Origin of the sequence: Bradyrhizobium sp. OK095 (assembly GCF_900109945.1) — a bacterium.
GTDB lineage: Bacteria > Pseudomonadota > Alphaproteobacteria > Rhizobiales > Xanthobacteraceae > Bradyrhizobium.
In genome coordinates, this window is sequence record NZ_FOBX01000009.1 from 214,122 (window position 1) to 229,941 (window position 15,820).

Genomic DNA, 15,820 nt, shown 5'->3' on the forward strand with positions numbered 1-15,820 from the left:
GGGTTCATGGGGTGCAATTGCGGGTTGCGCGCCCGTTCGCCTGCAAGAATTCGAGCGGCCTTTGCATCACGCGATGACGCTGCGTGCCTATCGGCAAGCGCGCCTTGCCAAGCTCCGCGCCAGGGAACCCGGACTGCCTGCGCTCGTTGATATCCCGACACCGCATCCGGAGACATTCCATGAAATCCCCGCTTCTTGCTGCCACTGCCGCGCTTCTCATGCTCGGCGCCACCTCCGCCGCCAACGCCAAAGGCTGCATCAAGGGCGCCGTCGTCGGCGGCGTCGCCGGCCACTATGCCGGCCATCACGGCGTATTAGGCGCCGCCGCCGGCTGCCTCTACGGCCGGCATCAAGCCAAAGAGCAGCAAATGCAGCAGGAAAAGCAGCAGCAGAGCCAGGTGAACGGGCAGGGGAAGTTGTAGTGAGGCTCGACACCTCGCCTTTGCTGCTGTCTGCCTGGCGTCCGCAGATCGAACCCGCGGCGGGCATTATTTAGTGGCCTGCCACTCTGGCAGGTCACTAAATTTTCGCCGCTATTTGTCTGGTCCAGATCAGACGACGACCGTGGTCGGCGTTCGCAGCCAGGCTTCGTGGGTGATTGCCACCATCGATGATGGGTCGATGATGCCGATGCTGCCCCATGTGAACACTGCATAGCCGGGCTGGGCGCCGTCGATGCCTGCCGGCACGGACGTGTCGAGCTGATGCGCGAGCCAAGTGATGGTACCGTAGCCGCACAGACTGACGCAGTGGTCTTCATTCGCGTCCGGCTTGTAGCCGGTGGCGAACCAGCCGGTCTTGAAGTTGTGTGCGCGGCAGGTGGTCTCAAGCTGGTCGGCGGCGACGCCGATCTTGACCGGTCCGTTATAAAGCGCGCTCTTCAGCACGGCCGGGTTGGTCCAGTCGACCGTGGTGTGCGAGCCGTCGTCATAGCTGTGGTCATTCTGAGCGAAGCCTTCCTTCTGCATCGCCTTCAGTACGTCGATGAGCACCGCACCTTCGTAGACGTGGTGAGCTTTGGCCCATTTCTCGACCTCGGCATCACTGATGAAGATTTCCGGCTTGTGGCAGGCCTTGGCGAAAGCTTCCTCGGCGGTCACACAGTCGCCGTGGACGTCGTTGTGCCAGATCGACAGCTTCTTGGGGAAGAACAGATGATGGTCCGGGACGTGAGCCAGCGCTACATGCGGCATAGCCGCCGCCAATTCGTGTCGCGGGCTCGGAATTGCACCACGTTTCACTGCGATTGCCATGACTATCACTCCTCTAAAATATCCACCCCAGCAACTCTTGATTGAATGCTGAATCGTTAGGAGAAGTCGGCCGCAGCGGCAAGCTGGCAGGTCACAAGGCCGGTTCACAAGCGTGTGTGCAATTGTGGCGCGCGGGGCACCACGCGAGGCGGTCTCACCGGCTTACGGTGGGGAGCCCGCAGTCAAACTGGGGGCGCGACAGCGCGGACACGGAACCCATCTCGCCCGTTGTTCCACCGACTGAAATTCACGTGACCCAGCTCACATCGCACCTCTCCCGACGCGGATAAATTCATTCGCATGCCATCAGGGAGACGTGCCGTGACCTCCATCGCCGCCGCAAGAAAGTCCCGCCTGCACAACGCGATCGAAGGCCTCGCGCTGACCACGACGATGCAGAGCTTCCCGACCTTCGCCGCCGCCGCCTTCCTGCTCAAGCTGTGCGGCAACACGGACCTCGTCGGCGACCCCGGCGTCGCCATCTTCGTCGCGGTCGCTTCGCTCGCCCACGCGATGCTCGCGGTGACCGTCGGCCCGAGCTTCCCCGCAATCTTCAAGACCGTCTACGAACCAAAATTCTTCGAGGCGCATTTGTCGCTGTCCGACAAGATCACGGCATGGCGCACCCAGCCGGTCGCCTCGCTGCAGCTCATGACCATCGTGCTGCTGCTGTCGGTGATGGCCGTGGTGACGGCGAGCGTGGGGTGAGGGCGCCATGACCTCGATCACCGCGCCGAAATCCAGCACGCTCAACTGGCTCGAAGGCTTTGCGCTCACCGCGATCCTGCAAGGCTTACCGATCTTCGCCGCCGCCTCGCTGATGGTGAAGCTGCTGGGCGACTCTCGCGGGGGCAGCCACGTGCTCACAGTAAGTCTGGCGACGATCTTCTATAGCCTGCTCGCCATCTGGGCCGGCTCGACATTCCCGAAAGTCGCGGGGAATGCCTACGAGGCCCAGTTCTTCAACGCCACCCTGTCCTTCTCCGAAAAGATCGCCCGCTGGCGCGCCAAGCCCGCGACATCGATGCAGCTCATGGCGTCGGTGCTGCTGCTGTCGCTGCTGGCGGTGAGTGTGGGGTAGACGACAAATCTTCGTCATTCCGGGGCGCCGCAAAGCGGCGAGCCCGGACTCCATAGCCACGACGAGCGCGGATGATACTCCGTCGCCTACCTCTTCTTCCACCCACCCCGATGTCCCGGCGCCCCTCCGCTCGACCGTGGCGACGGCCCGAACTCCGGGCCCGACTGCTTTGAATCCGTCGGCTGGATGATCCGGCTGGTGCTGCCGAACGGCTTTGCCGGCAGGCTTGTGCTCTCACGATAGGGCAGGGATTCCGGGCCGTGCATCTCGTCGAGATGCGGCTTGTGCACCTTCGAGCCGGTGCCGCCGCCGCTCGCCTTCAGCGCGGAGCTCACGGTTTTCTTCTTCATGGCGCTGACCGGCAAATTCGCGGCGTCGCCGTACTTCTTGGTGCCGGCGTAGGCGCCGGCCTTGCCCTGCACCGTGCGCTGCTTGACGGTGGGGTCGTCGACGACCGCGAGCTCGGTGGCGCGCAGGCGTTTGACTTCGTCGCGGAGGCGGGCGGCTTCCTCGAAGTTCAGGTCTGCTGCGGCTTCGCGCATCCTTGTCTCGAGATCGGCGAGCACGGCTTCGAAATTGTGACCGATCGAGATGATGTCGTCGGTCATGTCGTGGCCGCCGATTTCGACCAGCACGTGGTCGCGCTCGTAGACGGAGTTGAGGATGTCGCCGATCGACTTCTTCACGCTCTCCGGCGTGATGCCGTGCTCGGTGTTGTACTCGACCTGCTTTTCGCGGCGGCGGTTGGTCTCGGCGATGGCGCGCTCCATCGAGCCCGTCATCTGGTCGGCGTAGAGGATTACCTTGCCGTCGACGTTGCGCGCGGCGCGGCCGATGGTCTGGATCAGCGAGGTCTCGCTGCGCAAAAAGCCTTCCTTGTCGGCGTCGAGAATGGCGACGAGCGCGCATTCGGGAATGTCGAGGCCTTCGCGCAGCAAATTGATGCCGACCAGCGCGTCGAAGGCGCCGAGACGGAGGTCGCGGATGATCTCGATGCGCTCGATGGTGTCGATATCAGAGTGCATGTAGCGGACGCGGATGCCCTGCTCGTGCAGATATTCGGTGAGGTCCTCCGCCATGCGTTTTGTCAGCACCGTGATCAGCGAGCGATAGCCGGCTTGGGCTGTGGCACGGACCTCGCCGACGAGATCGTCGACCTGGGTGCGGGCCGGGCGGATGTTGACGGGCGGATCGATCAGTCCGGTGGGCCTGATGACCTGCTCGACGAACACGCCGCCGCTCTCGTTCAGTTCCCAGGCACTCGGCGTGGCCGACACCGCGACCGTCTGCGGCCGCATCATGTCCCATTCCTCGAAGCGGAGCGGACGGTTGTCCATGCACGACGGCAGACGGAAGCCATATTCGGCCAGCGTCGCCTTGCGCCGGAAGTCGCCGCGGAACATGCCGCCGATCTGCGGCACCGTGACGTGGCTTTCGTCCGCGAACACCAGCGCATTGTCGGGGACGTATTCGAACAGCGTCGGCGGCGGCTCGCCGGGCAGGCGCCCGGTGAGATAGCGCGAATAGTTCTCGATGCCGGCGCAGCTTCCCGTGGCCTCCATCATCTCGAGATCGAAGGTGGTGCGCTGCTCCAGCCGCTGCGCTTCCAGCAGGCGCCCCTGGTCGTGGAGCTGGTCGAGCCGCATCTTCAATTCGGATTTGATCGACTTGATCGCCTGCACCAGCGTCGGGCGCGGCGTCACATAGTGCGAGTTGGCGTACATCTTGATGAATTCGAGCTCATCCTGCTTGTGGCCGGTGAGCGGATCGAATTCCTCGATGGTCTCGATGGTGTCGCCGAACAAATTCACGCGCCAGGCCCGGTCCTCATAGTGCGCCGGGAAGATGTCGATGACGTCGCCTCTGACCCGGAAAGTGCCGCGGGTAAAATCGGCCTGGGTGCGCTTGTACTGGAGCGCGACGAGGTCGGCGATCAGCTGGCGCTGGTCGATGCGCTCGCCTTTCTTCAGCGCGAAGGTCATCGCGGTGTAGGTCTCGACCGAACCGATACCGTAGATGCAGGACACCGACGCGACGATGATGACGTCGTCGCGTTCGAGCAGCGCGCGCGTCGCCGAGTGGCGCATGCGGTCGATCTGCTCGTTGATCGAGGAGTCTTTCTCGATATAGGTGTCCGTGCGCGGGACATACGCTTCCGGCTGGTAATAATCGTAGTACGAGACGAAATACTCGACCGCGTTGTCGGGGAAGAAGCTCTTGAACTCGCCATAAAGCTGGGCGGCGAGCGTCTTGTTCGGCGCCAGGATGATGGCGGGCCGCTGCGTCTTCTCGATCACCTGCGCCATCGTGTAGGTCTTGCCCGAACCGGTGACGCCGAGCAGCACCTGCGAGCGGTCGTTGCGCTGGATGCCCTCGACCAGTTCCTTGATCGCGGTCGGCTGGTCGCCGCGCGGCTCATAGTGGGACTTGAGCTCGAAGCGCACGCCGCCTTCGGACTTTTCCGGGCGCGGCGGCCGGTGCGGGGCCCACACCTTGGTGGAGCCGTCGTCCTTGCGGAACTCCGGCCGGCCCTCGCGGATCAGCGATTCCAGGGCGTCGGCGGTCGCCTTGACGCCGAGCGCCTCCATCTTGTTGCGCGGTGGGCGAGCGAGGGCTTCCGCGTCGTCCTCTTCGGTGGGCATCCCAAGCTGTTTCGCCAGTTCCGGATCGAGGAACGGGATTGTGGCCGCGGTGCCGTAATTGGCCTGCGGCGCCTCGTCGAAGCCGCCGCTCTCCCGCGCCCCCGGCGGCTGCGGATTGGGCCGCAGCGGCGGGGTGATCGAATTCTTGGCGTTATCTTGTGGAAACTCCTTCGGCGTCGAGGCCCGCGCACGATGCGCGGCGGCCTCGCCCCCGGAGCGGCGGTCGCGAGAATTGTCCGGCGGCGGTTGCAGGCCGGTGCCCGATCCGAGTCCGGCATCGCCACGATTGATCGCGGGATTCAGAAGTTCAGCCAGCGCCGGCCCGATCGGCTGCACGTCAGGCCGATGTGCCTTGGAATTCGGCGTCTTGATTTTGGGGGATTTGGGGGGAGCAGATTTCTTCGCCATGCCCCGAATATGGGACGAGTCCGCGCCTCAGAAAAGGGCGAAGGTACGTCCATGCTCAGGCTGCTGACAGTAGGTTGGCAGCAGGCGAACGGACACCCGTGCCGGCGCGGGACGCGCCCTTCAGCCTGCGGCACATGGTCTGGTTTGGTTGCTTCAATTTGAGATTGCCAAATGGAACCGTAAAACCTACGCTCCGTTCCGGGGGCGACTTTGGGATATTTATTTTTCTAATCGGTGGTTCTGCCGCAAAAAGACTTTTGATGATTTGAGCCCTCGGTTGGCCGCGCGAAGCGGGCCGACATGTTGCGTTTTGGGGGAGTCAAATGCGTATTCTATTTATCATTGCGATTTGTTTGTCCGTGATTGCGTGCTCAAGCTACGAGACAACGTATATGGGCACGGATGAGGCTGGGCACCTCACGACAAAAACCATTGCGGGTGTGCCGATCGTGGTCACGGTGCCGCAAAAGCTCGGCTTCATGGCGACGAAGAGTTGCTATCGGGTCGAGACGTCGAGGATGGTCGATAACAAGCCCGTCATTGTCGCAACGGATTCGACCGAATTCAGCGTGGACAAGACGCCTATCCCACTTGGGGAGAGCAAACTCGTCAATCTCGATATCAAGCGACCGGCCTATGGCACTGCCAAGACGACGATGAAGATGAACGGCCAGTATCCGAGCGAGCTGACCTCGGATGTTGACGACAAGACCCTCGGCCGTGCCCTCGATACCCTCGACAAATTCCTCGAGAAGCAAGGAGACGGGGCCGCAGGCGGCGTTTCCAAGACGCTGATCGGGCAGGAGACCTACATGGTCATCTACGACCCCGTGACCATGCGCATCACGCAGGATCGTCTTTCGGGCCGTTCCAAGGGATGTATTGGATGACCCCCGCCGCGCTTGTCAGGGCGTTTGAGCGGTTCAAGGCGACGTCAGGAATCGTTGGCGTGGCGTTCGGGCCGAAGGAGGTGGCTGGGAAAACCTGCAACAATCCCCTGTCCGTGAGCTTCTTCGTCAAGAAGAAGCTCGCGCGCAAGGGAGCGCGACGAACACTGGCCGACGGGCGCAGGCGCCTGCCGAAGCTGATCGAGTTTCAGGGCGAGAAGGTGGCCACCGACGTGGTGGTCGTCGGCGGTCATGCTGAAGGCGACGTCGCGGATCCAGCGCCGGAGGTGCAGGTGAATCATGCGGGGGGCCGGGTCTCGAACCTCCAGCTTACCGGAACCATCGGGTGCCTGGTGCGGCGGAGGGACGGATCCGGTCTGTCGCTGCTGACCAACCGGCACATCGCGCTCGATCCCGGGACAGTCCTTGCCATCCCCGATTTCCAGAGCAGCGATGCGGTCGCGGGAACGACATCGAAGAGCGTGGGCTTCGTGGCCGATGAGACTTTCCTTCCCGTGTTCGATCAGCCGCAATCCTATATCGACGTCGACTGCGCCCTCGTCGATATTGCGCAAGCGATCCAGGATCGTTTCAGTCCGGACATTCCCAATCTCGGCGTACCCTCGGGGATGTTCCAGCCGGCGATGTCGAGCACGAAGGCCTATGTCAATTCACTGATGGGCCTCGAGGTCTCGTCGTTTTCCTGGAAGTCGGGTCTGCGGACGGGGACGATCTCCCACGTTTATTATGTCTATCAGCAATCTTCGACGGGCATGCAGAGGGTGGCCAACTTCACCGTGAAGAGTTCGGACGGCAACACACCCGGCCTGCCCGGCGATTCCGGCAAGCTCTGGCTGACGCAAACGGCCGGACAAAATCTGTGCGTCGGCATCCACAGCGGCGTGGTGGCCGACGATCCGCAGAGCAGCCGGTTTGCGATTGCGACCGAATTCGCCTCGCTCGCCAGGTTCATGAATTTCGATCTGGCGTAGAGCCGCCGGTTCGCACCGTCCATCACGCCGCCGGCAGCGGCCCCTCGTCGTCCTCGGCCGTCCCGCGCGGCGTGAGGATGTCGAGATGGATGCCGCCGCAATCGGTGCATCGCATGGTCCAGTACTCGCAGCCGGCGCGGCCGCCGATTACACGGAGCACCGTGAGATCGCCGTCGCATTCCGGGCATTGCGACAGCACAGTGCGGGCGTAAATCCTCGGCCGCGCTGTGTCTTCGATTTCGATGACTGACATGACCGGTTCCCCTTTGCGCCGCGCCGTCCCTGGTGCGTTTGAAATCCGCCTATTCGTCGTCGCTGTCGTCCGCCCGCCGCCGGAAGCGATCGATGTGGTGCTTGGCGTCCGCGATCGCGGCGTCGGGATCGGGCCAGGCGAAGCCGACTTCCATGGCCGGAAACAGCACGCCGTCGATGGCAACCAGGCTGAAATCGGCGCGCCGGATGCGGGCGTGCCACAGCCCCTTGCCTGCTTCGAAGGATTCGATGTCAAAGCCGTCGTAAAGGGTCGTCATTGGTAGTCCCCAGAGTGGATTGGTCGAGTGTCTTGCTCGAGCGCCTTGTTGGAGGGTCAGGGGACCATGTTTGCGGACTTTTGGATGTGAAGCCGTTCACAAGCGGCCGGCTTTTTTGGCTCTTGGCCCTCAGTTCCGCGGCGAGGAACGGCCGGTCCGCTTCACCGGCCGGGCGGCGGGCCCGGAGGCCGCACGCATGATCCAGCGGCGGAACGCGGCAAAATCGCGCTGCTCGGTCTGAAAACTGCGATAGAGCAGGTACCAGCGCATGCCCTTGGGTACCGATAGGTCGAACGGGGCAACCAGCCGCCCGGCGGCGAGATCGTCGTCGATGTAGGGCCGGATGCCCATGGCGACGCCAAGCCCGTCGGCGGCTGCCTGGAGCGCCTGGCCGTAGAACTGGAACTCGGGCCCGCGCGGATTGATGCGCGGGAGGTTCGCCGCCTTCAGCCAGATCGGCCAGTCCTCGGGCGAATGTTCGACGCGGATCAGGCTTGGGCCTTTGAGGTCGGCCGGGCGCTTCAACGAGGCGGCGAGGCGGGGCACGCAGACCGGCGTGAGGTCGCCGGCGAACAGGGGCTCGGCGACGAGGCCGGGCCAGTCGCCGGTGCCGAGCTTGATGCCGCAGCTCCAGTCCTCGCCGAACGGCACCGACGCGCCGCCGGTGGTGAAGCGCACCTCGATGTCGGGCTCCTCGCTGCGAAACTCCGACAGCCGCGGGATCAGCCAGCGCATCGCAAACGTATGTCCGACGCCGATGGTGAGTACGCGGACGCCGGAGGGTGCCGTCACTTGAGCGGTGAGGCTCGCCAGCGCATCGAAGATCGGGGTCAGCCCGCTCTGATAGGCGCGGCCGGCCTGCGTCAACACGAGCTTGTTGGCCTTGCGCTCGAACAGCGCGACGCCGAGCCGCTCTTCCAGCAGATGCACCATGCGGCTGACGGCGGCCGCCGACACGCTGAGCTCGAGCCCGGCCGCGGCAAAGCTGCCGGTCCGCGCCGCCGCCTCGAATGCCTTGATGCCGTTGAGAAACAGCAGCCGCCGCAAATGTCCCACCCTCAGGAAAGCTGATGCCAGGGCAAGATAACTCAGTTTGCGCGTGTGGGGCAAGCGGGGCACAAGAATGAGAGTAATTCCAAGTTGATTTGTTGAAGCGGAGGCGGTGCCCTTCGCCTCTCCCCGCAAGCGGGGCGAGGGAGTGAAACAGCCTTCGTCCCTGACTTGCCGACCGGAGAACCCCCTCGTGACATCCATCATGATCGCTGCCCTTGGATTGCTGATGGTCGGCACCGCGTTCTTGTCGGGGCTGTTCGGCATGGCCGGCGGGCTGATCCTGATCGGCGTCCTGCTGGCGCTGATGCCGCTGCCGACCGCGATGGTGCTGCATGCGATCACGCAGATGGCGTCGAACGGCTGGCGCGCGTTCCTGTGGCGCGCGCATATTCGCTGGCGGCCGGTCGCGAACTATCTGGTCGGCGCTGCGGTCGCGCTTGCGGCGTGGTCGCTCACCCGCTACGTGCCGGACAAGCCGATGGCGCTGCTGCTGCTCGGCATCACCCCGTTCATGGCGCGGCTCATGCCCGCGAACATCAAGCCGGATCCCGACCGTCTCTGGCAGGGCACGCTCTATGGCACGATCTGCATGGGCTTGATGCTGATGACCGGCGTGTCAGGGCCGCTGCTCGACACTTTCTTCCTTGGCGGCGATTTCGGCCGGCGCGAGAAGGTGGCGACGAAAGCGATGTGCCAGCTCGTCAGCCATTTCACCAAGCTGATCTATTTTGGCGGAATCATCGATCAGGCCGCGAGCCTCGATCCAGTGCTCGCGGGCGTCGCGATCCTGGCATCGATGCTCGGCACCACGCTGGCGCGGCGCATCCTCGAAGCCATGACCGACCAGCAATTCGTGGCCTGGTCGAACAAGCTGATCACCACCATCGCCTGCTACTACATCGCCTATGGCGGCTGGCTCTTCGTGCGCGCACCGGTGCTGGCGGCCTTTACCAAGGGAGGTTTGCAATGAGCTGTAACGCCGATCCACTGGTGCTCGATTTCGTCGAATGGATCGCGCGCGAGCCGCGCGCCTATGCCGAGGTGATTTCGACCTGGAAGACCTCGTGCCCGCGCCTCACCATCTGGGAGGACGCCGCCGACCATGGTTATGTCGCCCGCGAGACGCGGCCAGGTGCCGGGCTGATCATCGCGGTGACGGAAGGTGGCGAGAGGTTGTTGCGCGCGAACGGGCGCTGACGCGCGCCACTGCCTCCAGATCGTCATTGCGAGCGCCAGCGAAGCAATCCAGAATGTATCCGCGGCGGCAGTCTGGATTGCATCGTCGCAAGGGCTCCTCGCAATGACGGAGCAAGTGGAGGCGCCTTTCATGTCACTCAAACTCTTCGAACTCGTTGGCACCGACGCCTCGCGCCCGTTCAGCCCATTTTGCTGGCGCACGCGGATGGCGCTGGCGCACAAGGGTCTGACGGCGGAGTCGCTGCCCTGGCGCTTCACCGAGAAAAGCGCGATTGCGCCGCACGGGTCGGAGAAGGTCCCGGTGTTGCTGCATCACGACAAGCCCGTGGTCGATTCCTGGGCGATCGCGACCTATCTCGAAGACAATTTTCCGGACAGCCCGTCGCTGTTCGGCGGCGAGGGCGGCCGTGCCATGGCGCGGATGATCAACGCCTGGGGCGACATCGCCATCGTCGGCGGCATCTTTCCGCTGATCATCGCCGACATCCCGAAGAACCTTGCCGAGGTTGATGCGAATTATTTCCGCCAATCGCGCGAGGCGCGCTTTGGCGGCAAGAGCCTGGATGAGGTGATGGCAAGCCGCGACACCGGCGTGGTCGCGTTCCGCAAGTCGCTGGAGGTGATGCGGCAGGCGTTGAAGAAGCAGCCCTTCATCGGCGGCAGCGCACCGAACTATGCCGACTATATCGTGTTCGGCGGCTTCCAATGGGCGCGCGTGACGAGCCCGTTCAAGCTGCTGGAAGCGGATGATCCTATCTATGTCTGGCGCGAGAAGCTGCTGGATGCGTTCGACGGTATGGCGCGGAAGTCACCGGGGCACGTGGTGTAGCTTCGTAGCCCGGATGGAGCGCAAGCGAAATCCGGGGCCGGTGCCTGCGGAACGATTCCCGGATTACGCTTGCGCTCCATCCGGGCTACGCGCCTCAGCTGCCGCCTTGCGCAAGCACTCCCTGCATAAACAGTCCTCCCCCTTGACCGGCATCGGCAGTCGCGCGGTTTCCTCCGCGCACCAGCAATTGCCTGATAGGTCGCAGCCGAATTCGGTGCCGCAGCGGGAACAGGCGAGGCGGCGCGGTTCCTGCGTTGAGGATTCTTTCGGAATTGTCATGATTGGCGCAAAAGCTTCGCGGTCATTTTCATGTCGGGTTCATCTCTCGCTGCGGTATATTATGCGTTGCGCACAGACTAGGAAAGCGGTTGGCAACGCGCGAAGGACAAATCGATGGCCCGCGATTCGCAAGCCGCCCTCATTGCGCTCAACCGCTTCGGCTTCGGGGCCCGCGGCGGAGCCTCCGGCGATCTCATCAATGCAGCATCCGATCCGCGCGGTTTTGTGAAGGCGGAGCTCTCCCGCCCCAACGGCGTGCTGCTGGAGGCGCCGGGCCTGCAATCGACGCCGCAACTCGGCCAAGCCGTGTTCGCCTATCAGGACCAGGTCAAGCAGGCGCGCGAAGCCGCTGCCAAGGCCGGCACGCCGCCGGAAGCGCCGCCACCGCCTGCCGATCAGAAGCCCGGGCCGCGCCGCAATCTCTCTCTGAATACGGTGGCAACCGAGATCGCCGGCCAGATGGCCGAGGCGAAGCCGGCTGACGCAGCCGCGAAGTCCGAGAGCATGCAGCCCAACACGGCCGCGTCGCCGGCCGCAAAACCCGTGCCGCAGCCGCTCAACGTGATCCAGAAGACTTTTCGCGCCGAGGCGCTGGCGCGGTTGCAGCGCGCGACGCTGGTCGAGTGCGGTTTCACCGAGCGCCTGGTCGTATTCTGGTCCAACCATTTCTGCATCTCCGCCAGCAAGGGCGAACTGGCGCGGATCTGGGCCGGCGCGTTCGAGCGCGAGGCGGTCCGTCCGCACGTGCTTGGCCGTTTCGCCGACATGCTGAAGGCGGTCGAGCAGCATCCGGCGATGCTGTTCTTTCTCGACAATCAGCAATCGCTCGGCCCGGACTCGCGCGCAGGCCAGAATCGCAAGCGCGGGCTCAACGAAAATCTCGCGCGCGAGATCATGGAGCTGCACACCCTCGGCGTCGGCGGCGGCTACACGCAGGAGGACGTCACCTCGCTCGCGCGCATCATCACCGGCTGGACCTTTGCCGGCCGGCAAGGGGGGCTCGGCACGCCCGGCTCCTTCGTCTTCAACGCCAACGCGCACCAGCCCGGCCCGCAGCAGCTGCTCGGCAAAACCTACGAGCCGACCGGCCTTGCGCAGGGCGAGGCCGCGCTCGCTGATATCGCGCGCCATCCGTCGACCGCGAATTTCATCGCCACCAAATTCGTCCGCCACTTTGTCGCCGATGATCCGCCGCCGGCGCTCGTTGCGCGATTGCGCGACATTTTCGTCAAGACCGATGGTGACCTCAAGGCGCTTGCCACGGCGCTGGTCGATTCCGACGAGGCCTGGAAGGCGCCGCTCACCAAGATGCGCTCGCCTTACGATTTCGTGGTCGCGAGCGGCCGGCTGCTCGCGCGCGTGCCGGAGGATCCCGGCGGCTACCTCAACAATCTCAATCTGCTGGGACAGCCGTTGTGGTCGCCGGCCGGTCCCAACGGTTTCCCGGATAGCAGCGCCGCCTGGGCCGCGCCCGAAGGCATCAAGCTGAGGCTCGACATCGCGGCGCAGATGGGCGCGCGGCTCGGGCCCAACATCGACCCGCTCGACCTCCTGGAATTCGCCGCGGCGGATGCGGCATCCATCGAAACGCGACGGACGATCGAGCGCGCGGAATCGCGGCAGCAGGCATTGGCGCTGCTGTTGATGTCGCCGGAAATGCAGAGGAGATGAAGATGATCGACTGCGTCGAGAACCGGCTCCTTACCTCGCGCCGCGGCCTTCTGCTCGGCGGCGCCTCCTTCGCGGCCTGGGCCTATTTGCCGAAGTTTGCGCGCGCGGCCGAGGGGCGTGATCCCAGATTGATCGTCGTGATCCTGCGCGGCGCACTTGATGGGCTCTCGACCGTCGCGCCGGTCGGCGACCCCGATTATGCCGGCCTGCACGGCTCGATCGCGCTGACGTCGGACGGTGCGCATCCCGCGATCATGCTCGACAGCTTCTTCGCGCTGCATCCGGCGATGCCGGAGTTTGCGCGCATGTATCGCGACATGCATGCGGCGGTGGTTCACGCCGTTGCGACGCCCTATCGCGACCGCTCGCATTTCGACGGCCAGGACGTGCTCGAAAGCGGCTATGCCGGCCCGGGCCGGGTGCAATCGGGCTGGCTCAACCGCGCCCTCGAAGCGCTGCCGCGCGGTGAGCGCGTGTCCAGTGGACTCGCGGTCGGCCCGACCACGCCGCTGGTGCTGCGTGGCAATGCGCCGACCGTCGGCTGGGCACCGGTCGCGCTGCCGCAGGCCGATGACGACACCGCGATGCGTCTGGTCGAACTCTATCGTCATCGCGATCCCGCGCTGGCCTCGGCGCTGTCGCAAGGCCTCCAGCTCGAGAAGGCCGCGAGCGGCGACGACATGAAGCCGAAACCCGGCAATCAGGTTGCGCAGATGCGCCAGGTGGCGCGCGGCGCGGCAAAGCTGATGGCCGCCGACGACGGCCCGCGCATCGCCGCGCTCGCCTTCGACGGCTGGGACACGCACGCCAATGAAGGCGGCCCGGTCGGGCGCCTCGCCTTCTTGCTCGGCGGCCTCGACGGCGCCCTCGCTGAATTCGAAAGCGGTCTCGGCACACGCTGGCGCGACACTGTCGTCGTCGTCGCCACCGAATTCGGCCGCACCGCGCGCATCAACGGCACCGACGGCACCGATCACGGCACCGGCACCATCGCGCTGCTCGCCGGCGGCGCCGTAAAAGGCGGCCGCGTCATCTCCGACTGGCCGGGCCTCAAGCTCGCCAACTTGTATGAAGGGCGCGACCTCAAGCCGACAACGGATCTGCGCTCCGTCATCAAGGGCGTGCTGCAAAGCCAGTTCGGGTTGTCCGATCGTGCTCTAGCGGAGACGGTATTTCCGGACAGCGCGTCAGCGCGGCCGATGAAGGGGCTGGTTACTTAACCTCTCCCCGCTCTTTGCGGGGAGAGGTCGGATCGCGTAGCGATCCGGGTGAGGGGCAAGGCAATGCGCGGCCACAACGAAAAACCCATCCGAATCGCGCGGCGACTGCGCTCCGATCAGACGGATGCGGAGACGGTTCTCTGGAATCGCATCCGCAATCGGCGAATCGATGGCAACAAGTTCGTGAGGCAGGAGCCGATCATCGGCTACATCTGCGATTTTGTGTGCCGCGAGAAGCGGATCGTCGTTGAAGTCGACGGCGGGCAGCACAATGAATCCGCAACAGATGCTATTCGTGATGAACGCTTGGGAGAGAAGGGGTACAAGGTACTTCGTTTCTGGAACAACGACGTGCTCGGGAATATCGAAGGTGTTCTCACCGTCATTCAGTCCGAACTCGCGGAGGCAGCCCCTCACCCCACCCTCTCCCCGTAAGAACGGGGCGAGGGAGTGAGAGGACGGAGCGTCCCTTACATCAGGAGAGACCACCCCCATGTACATCGCCATGAACCGCTTCCGCGTCGCCAAGGGCTCTGAGACGGCCTTCGAGCAGGTCTGGCTCACCCGCGACACGCATTTGGACAAGGTGCCGGGCTTCGTCGAATTCCATCTGTTGCGCGGTCCCGAGCTCGAAGACCACACGCTTTACGCCTCGCACACGATCTGGGCGAACCACGCCGCGTTCGAGGCCTGGACCAAATCCGATGCATTCCGCGCGGCGCATGCGCGGGCCGGGGATCACAAGCCGTCCTATCTCGGCCATCCGCAATTTGAAGGCTTCGAGGTGATCCAGACCGTTGGCGGCGGCGCGAAGTAGCGCCGCGCCGCAAAGATCAGCCCTGCGTGATCTTGTCGATCTCCGCCATCTCTTCCGCGCTGAGCTTCCACGCGATCGCCTTGACGTTCTGCTCGATCTGCTCGGCGCGGGTGGCACCCGCAATCACGCTCGACACTTGCGGGCGCGCGGCGAGCCAGGAGAAGGCGAGCTCGAGCATGGAATGGCCGCGCGCGGTCGCGAAGGCCTGAAGCTTCTCGACGATTGCCTCGTTGCGCGGCGTGACGTAGCGGTCGCGCAGTCGCTGAGTTTGGCCGAAGCGGGTGTCACCGGGCGCGGCCTCACCCTTTTTGTACTTGCCGGTCAGAAGTCCGCTCGCGAGCGGGAAGAACGGCAGCAGGCCGAGCTTGTATTCCGTTGCTGCCGGCAACAGGTCCTTCTCGATGTCGCGCACGACGAGGGAATATTCGTCCTGGCAGGAGACGAAGCGGCTGACATTCATCGCGCGTGCGACGTACTCGGCTTCGGCGATGCGCCAGGCCGGAAAGTTCGAATTGCCGATGTAGCGCACTTTGCCCTGGCGGACGAGATCGTCGAGCGCGCGCAGGCTCTCCTCGATCGGCGTCAGCGGATCGTAATCGTGCTGCTGGTAGAGATCGATGTAATCGGTCTTCAGCCGCTTCAGGCTCGCTTCCACGGCGTTGAAGATGTAGCGGCGCGAGGCGCCCTGCTTGGTGCCGTCCTCCGCCATGGGCTTGGAGTATTTCGACGCCAGCACGATGTCCTTGCGGCGATCGCCCAGCACGGCACCGAGCACGTTTTCCGAGCCGCCCATGTTCGAATAGATGTCGGCGGTGTCGAACAGCGTAATGCCGAGATCGAGCGCGCGATGGATCACCTTGCGCGAGGCCTCGAGGTCGATGCGCTGGCCAAAATTGTTGCAGCCGAGCCCGACCGCAGACACGCGCAGGCCGGAGGCGCCGAGATTACGAATTTCCATGGG

At 64.3% G+C, this 15,820-nt stretch carries 19 protein-coding genes; 12 read left to right on the forward strand and 7 right to left on the reverse strand.

The features are described 5' to 3' along the window. Positions 1–179: 179 nt before the first annotated feature. On the forward strand, positions 180–422 hold the full coding sequence (locus BMW89_RS24245) for a hypothetical protein (protein ID WP_092029539.1): 243 nt from the start codon (positions 180–182) through the stop codon (positions 420–422). Between the two features lie 129 nt (positions 423–551). Here BMW89_RS24245 and BMW89_RS24250 read toward each other — a convergent pair whose 3' ends face one another. Beyond that, complete coding sequence (locus BMW89_RS24250) at positions 552–1,253, reverse strand: hypothetical protein (RefSeq protein WP_143062812.1); 702 nt, start codon at positions 1,251–1,253, stop codon at positions 552–554. A gap of 321 nt (positions 1,254–1,574) precedes the next feature. Here BMW89_RS24250 and BMW89_RS24255 point away from each other — a divergent pair, with 321 nt between their 5' ends. Beyond that, entirely contained in the window at positions 1,575–1,961 is a 387-nt protein-coding gene (locus BMW89_RS24255) for a hypothetical protein (RefSeq protein WP_092029541.1), read from the forward strand. 7 nt (positions 1,962–1,968) lie between these two features. Next, positions 1,969–2,334: a hypothetical protein gene (locus tag BMW89_RS24260; protein ID WP_092029542.1), complete on the forward strand. Its 366-nt coding sequence runs from the start codon at positions 1,969–1,971 to the stop codon at positions 2,332–2,334. An 86-nt stretch (positions 2,335–2,420) separates the two neighbouring features. Here BMW89_RS24260 and uvrB read toward each other — a convergent pair whose 3' ends face one another. Beyond that, positions 2,421–5,384, reverse strand: a complete 2,964-nt coding sequence (gene uvrB, locus BMW89_RS24265) for an excinuclease ABC subunit UvrB (protein WP_092029543.1) — start codon at positions 5,382–5,384, stop codon at positions 2,421–2,423. 392 nt (positions 5,385–5,776) lie between these two features. Here uvrB and BMW89_RS24270 point away from each other — a divergent pair, with 392 nt between their 5' ends. Both BMW89_RS24270 and BMW89_RS24275 read left to right on the forward strand, forming a co-directional pair. After that, a complete protein-coding gene (locus BMW89_RS24270) occupies positions 5,777–6,274 on the forward strand; it encodes a hypothetical protein (protein ID WP_092029544.1) in 498 nt (165 codons plus the stop codon). Beyond that, positions 6,271–7,263: a Nal1-like putative serine protease gene (locus BMW89_RS24275; RefSeq protein ID WP_092029545.1), complete on the forward strand. Its 993-nt coding sequence runs from the start codon at positions 6,271–6,273 to the stop codon at positions 7,261–7,263. The genes BMW89_RS24270 and BMW89_RS24275 overlap by 4 nt, the downstream gene beginning before the upstream one ends. Positions 7,264–7,285: 22 nt before the next feature. Here the strand turns inward: BMW89_RS24275 and BMW89_RS24280 are convergent, their stop codons facing one another. The 3 genes from BMW89_RS24280 to BMW89_RS24290 all read right to left on the reverse strand — a co-directional run bounded on the left by BMW89_RS24280 (position 7,286) and on the right by BMW89_RS24290 (position 8,840). Continuing rightward, positions 7,286–7,516, reverse strand: a complete 231-nt coding sequence (locus BMW89_RS24280; RefSeq protein ID WP_092029546.1) for a hypothetical protein — start codon at positions 7,514–7,516, stop codon at positions 7,286–7,288. A 49-nt stretch (positions 7,517–7,565) separates the two neighbouring features. Then, positions 7,566–7,793, reverse strand: coding sequence for a hypothetical protein (locus BMW89_RS24285; protein ID WP_092029547.1), 228 nt, complete (start codon positions 7,791–7,793; stop codon positions 7,566–7,568). Positions 7,794–7,922: 129 nt separating this feature from the next. Continuing rightward, entirely contained in the window at positions 7,923–8,840 is a 918-nt protein-coding gene (locus BMW89_RS24290; protein WP_092029548.1) for a LysR substrate-binding domain-containing protein, read from the reverse strand. Positions 8,841–9,036: 196 nt separating this feature from the next. Between BMW89_RS24290 and BMW89_RS24295 the strand changes: the two genes are divergently transcribed. The 3 genes from BMW89_RS24295 (at position 9,037) to BMW89_RS24305 (ending at position 10,872) form a co-directional block, all read left to right on the forward strand. Continuing rightward, entirely contained in the window at positions 9,037–9,816 is a 780-nt protein-coding gene (locus BMW89_RS24295) for a sulfite exporter TauE/SafE family protein (protein WP_092029549.1), read from the forward strand. Further along, positions 9,813–10,043: a hypothetical protein gene (locus tag BMW89_RS24300; RefSeq protein WP_092029550.1), complete on the forward strand. Its 231-nt coding sequence runs from the start codon at positions 9,813–9,815 to the stop codon at positions 10,041–10,043. The genes BMW89_RS24295 and BMW89_RS24300 overlap by 4 nt, the downstream gene beginning before the upstream one ends. A 130-nt stretch (positions 10,044–10,173) precedes the next feature. After that, positions 10,174–10,872 (forward strand): glutathione S-transferase family protein, encoded by a 699-nt coding sequence (locus tag BMW89_RS24305; RefSeq protein ID WP_092029773.1) that lies wholly within the window; start codon positions 10,174–10,176, stop codon positions 10,870–10,872. Positions 10,873–10,935: 63 nt separating this feature from the next. Here the strand turns inward: BMW89_RS24305 and BMW89_RS38450 are convergent, their stop codons facing one another. Continuing rightward, positions 10,936–11,151: a cysteine-rich CWC family protein gene (locus BMW89_RS38450; protein ID WP_092029551.1), complete on the reverse strand. Its 216-nt coding sequence runs from the start codon at positions 11,149–11,151 to the stop codon at positions 10,936–10,938. A gap of 114 nt (positions 11,152–11,265) precedes the next feature. Here BMW89_RS38450 and BMW89_RS24315 point away from each other — a divergent pair, with 114 nt between their 5' ends. The 4 genes from BMW89_RS24315 to hmuQ all read left to right on the forward strand — a co-directional run bounded on the left by BMW89_RS24315 (position 11,266) and on the right by hmuQ (position 14,859). Further along, positions 11,266–12,822, forward strand: coding sequence for a DUF1800 domain-containing protein (locus tag BMW89_RS24315; RefSeq protein ID WP_092029552.1), 1,557 nt, complete (start codon positions 11,266–11,268; stop codon positions 12,820–12,822). A 2-nt stretch (positions 12,823–12,824) separates the two neighbouring features. Then, entirely contained in the window at positions 12,825–14,042 is a 1,218-nt protein-coding gene (locus BMW89_RS24320; RefSeq protein WP_177196277.1) for a DUF1501 domain-containing protein, read from the forward strand. A 63-nt stretch (positions 14,043–14,105) separates the two neighbouring features. Further along, positions 14,106–14,477, forward strand: coding sequence for an endonuclease domain-containing protein (locus BMW89_RS24325; protein ID WP_092029554.1), 372 nt, complete (start codon positions 14,106–14,108; stop codon positions 14,475–14,477). Between the two features lie 58 nt (positions 14,478–14,535). Then, positions 14,536–14,859: a heme-degrading protein HmuQ gene (gene hmuQ / locus BMW89_RS24330; protein WP_092029555.1), complete on the forward strand. Its 324-nt coding sequence runs from the start codon at positions 14,536–14,538 to the stop codon at positions 14,857–14,859. Positions 14,860–14,875: 16 nt separating this feature from the next. On the opposite strand, the gene BMW89_RS24335 is transcribed toward hmuQ, so the two are convergent. Continuing rightward, positions 14,876–15,817: an aldo/keto reductase gene (locus BMW89_RS24335; protein ID WP_092029556.1), complete on the reverse strand. Its 942-nt coding sequence runs from the start codon at positions 15,815–15,817 to the stop codon at positions 14,876–14,878. Positions 15,818–15,820: the final 3 nt, after the last annotated feature.

Excerpts from the sequence above, each read along its gene's own strand:
- BMW89_RS24305 (WP_092029773.1), top strand. The coding sequence starts at position 10,174 with ATGTCACTCAAACTCTTCGAACTCGTTGGCACCGACGCCTCGCGCCCG.
- BMW89_RS24275 (WP_092029545.1), top strand. The coding sequence starts at position 6,271 with ATGACCCCCGCCGCGCTTGTCAGGGCGTTTGAGCGGTTCAAGGCGACG.
- BMW89_RS24270 (WP_092029544.1), top strand. The coding sequence starts at position 5,777 with ATGGGCACGGATGAGGCTGGGCACCTCACGACAAAAACCATTGCGGGT.
- BMW89_RS24280 (WP_092029546.1), bottom strand. The coding sequence starts at position 7,516 with ATGTCAGTCATCGAAATCGAAGACACAGCGCGGCCGAGGATTTACGCC.
- BMW89_RS24300 (WP_092029550.1), top strand. The coding sequence starts at position 9,813 with ATGAGCTGTAACGCCGATCCACTGGTGCTCGATTTCGTCGAATGGATC.
- BMW89_RS24320 (WP_177196277.1), top strand. The coding sequence starts at position 12,825 with ATGATCGACTGCGTCGAGAACCGGCTCCTTACCTCGCGCCGCGGCCTT.
- BMW89_RS24315 (WP_092029552.1), top strand. The coding sequence starts at position 11,266 with ATGGCCCGCGATTCGCAAGCCGCCCTCATTGCGCTCAACCGCTTCGGC.
- BMW89_RS38450 (WP_092029551.1), bottom strand. The coding sequence starts at position 11,151 with ATGACAATTCCGAAAGAATCCTCAACGCAGGAACCGCGCCGCCTCGCC.
- BMW89_RS24260 (WP_092029542.1), top strand. The coding sequence starts at position 1,969 with ATGACCTCGATCACCGCGCCGAAATCCAGCACGCTCAACTGGCTCGAA.
- hmuQ (WP_092029555.1), top strand. The coding sequence starts at position 14,536 with ATGTACATCGCCATGAACCGCTTCCGCGTCGCCAAGGGCTCTGAGACG.
- BMW89_RS24325 (WP_092029554.1), top strand. The coding sequence starts at position 14,106 with ATGCGCGGCCACAACGAAAAACCCATCCGAATCGCGCGGCGACTGCGC.
- BMW89_RS24285 (WP_092029547.1), bottom strand. The coding sequence starts at position 7,793 with ATGACGACCCTTTACGACGGCTTTGACATCGAATCCTTCGAAGCAGGC.
- uvrB (WP_092029543.1), bottom strand. The coding sequence starts at position 5,384 with ATGGCGAAGAAATCTGCTCCCCCCAAATCCCCCAAAATCAAGACGCCG.
- BMW89_RS24335 (WP_092029556.1), bottom strand. The coding sequence starts at position 15,817 with ATGGAAATTCGTAATCTCGGCGCCTCCGGCCTGCGCGTGTCTGCGGTC.
- BMW89_RS24245 (WP_092029539.1), top strand. The coding sequence starts at position 180 with ATGAAATCCCCGCTTCTTGCTGCCACTGCCGCGCTTCTCATGCTCGGC.
- BMW89_RS24250 (WP_143062812.1), bottom strand. The coding sequence starts at position 1,253 with ATGGCAATCGCAGTGAAACGTGGTGCAATTCCGAGCCCGCGACACGAA.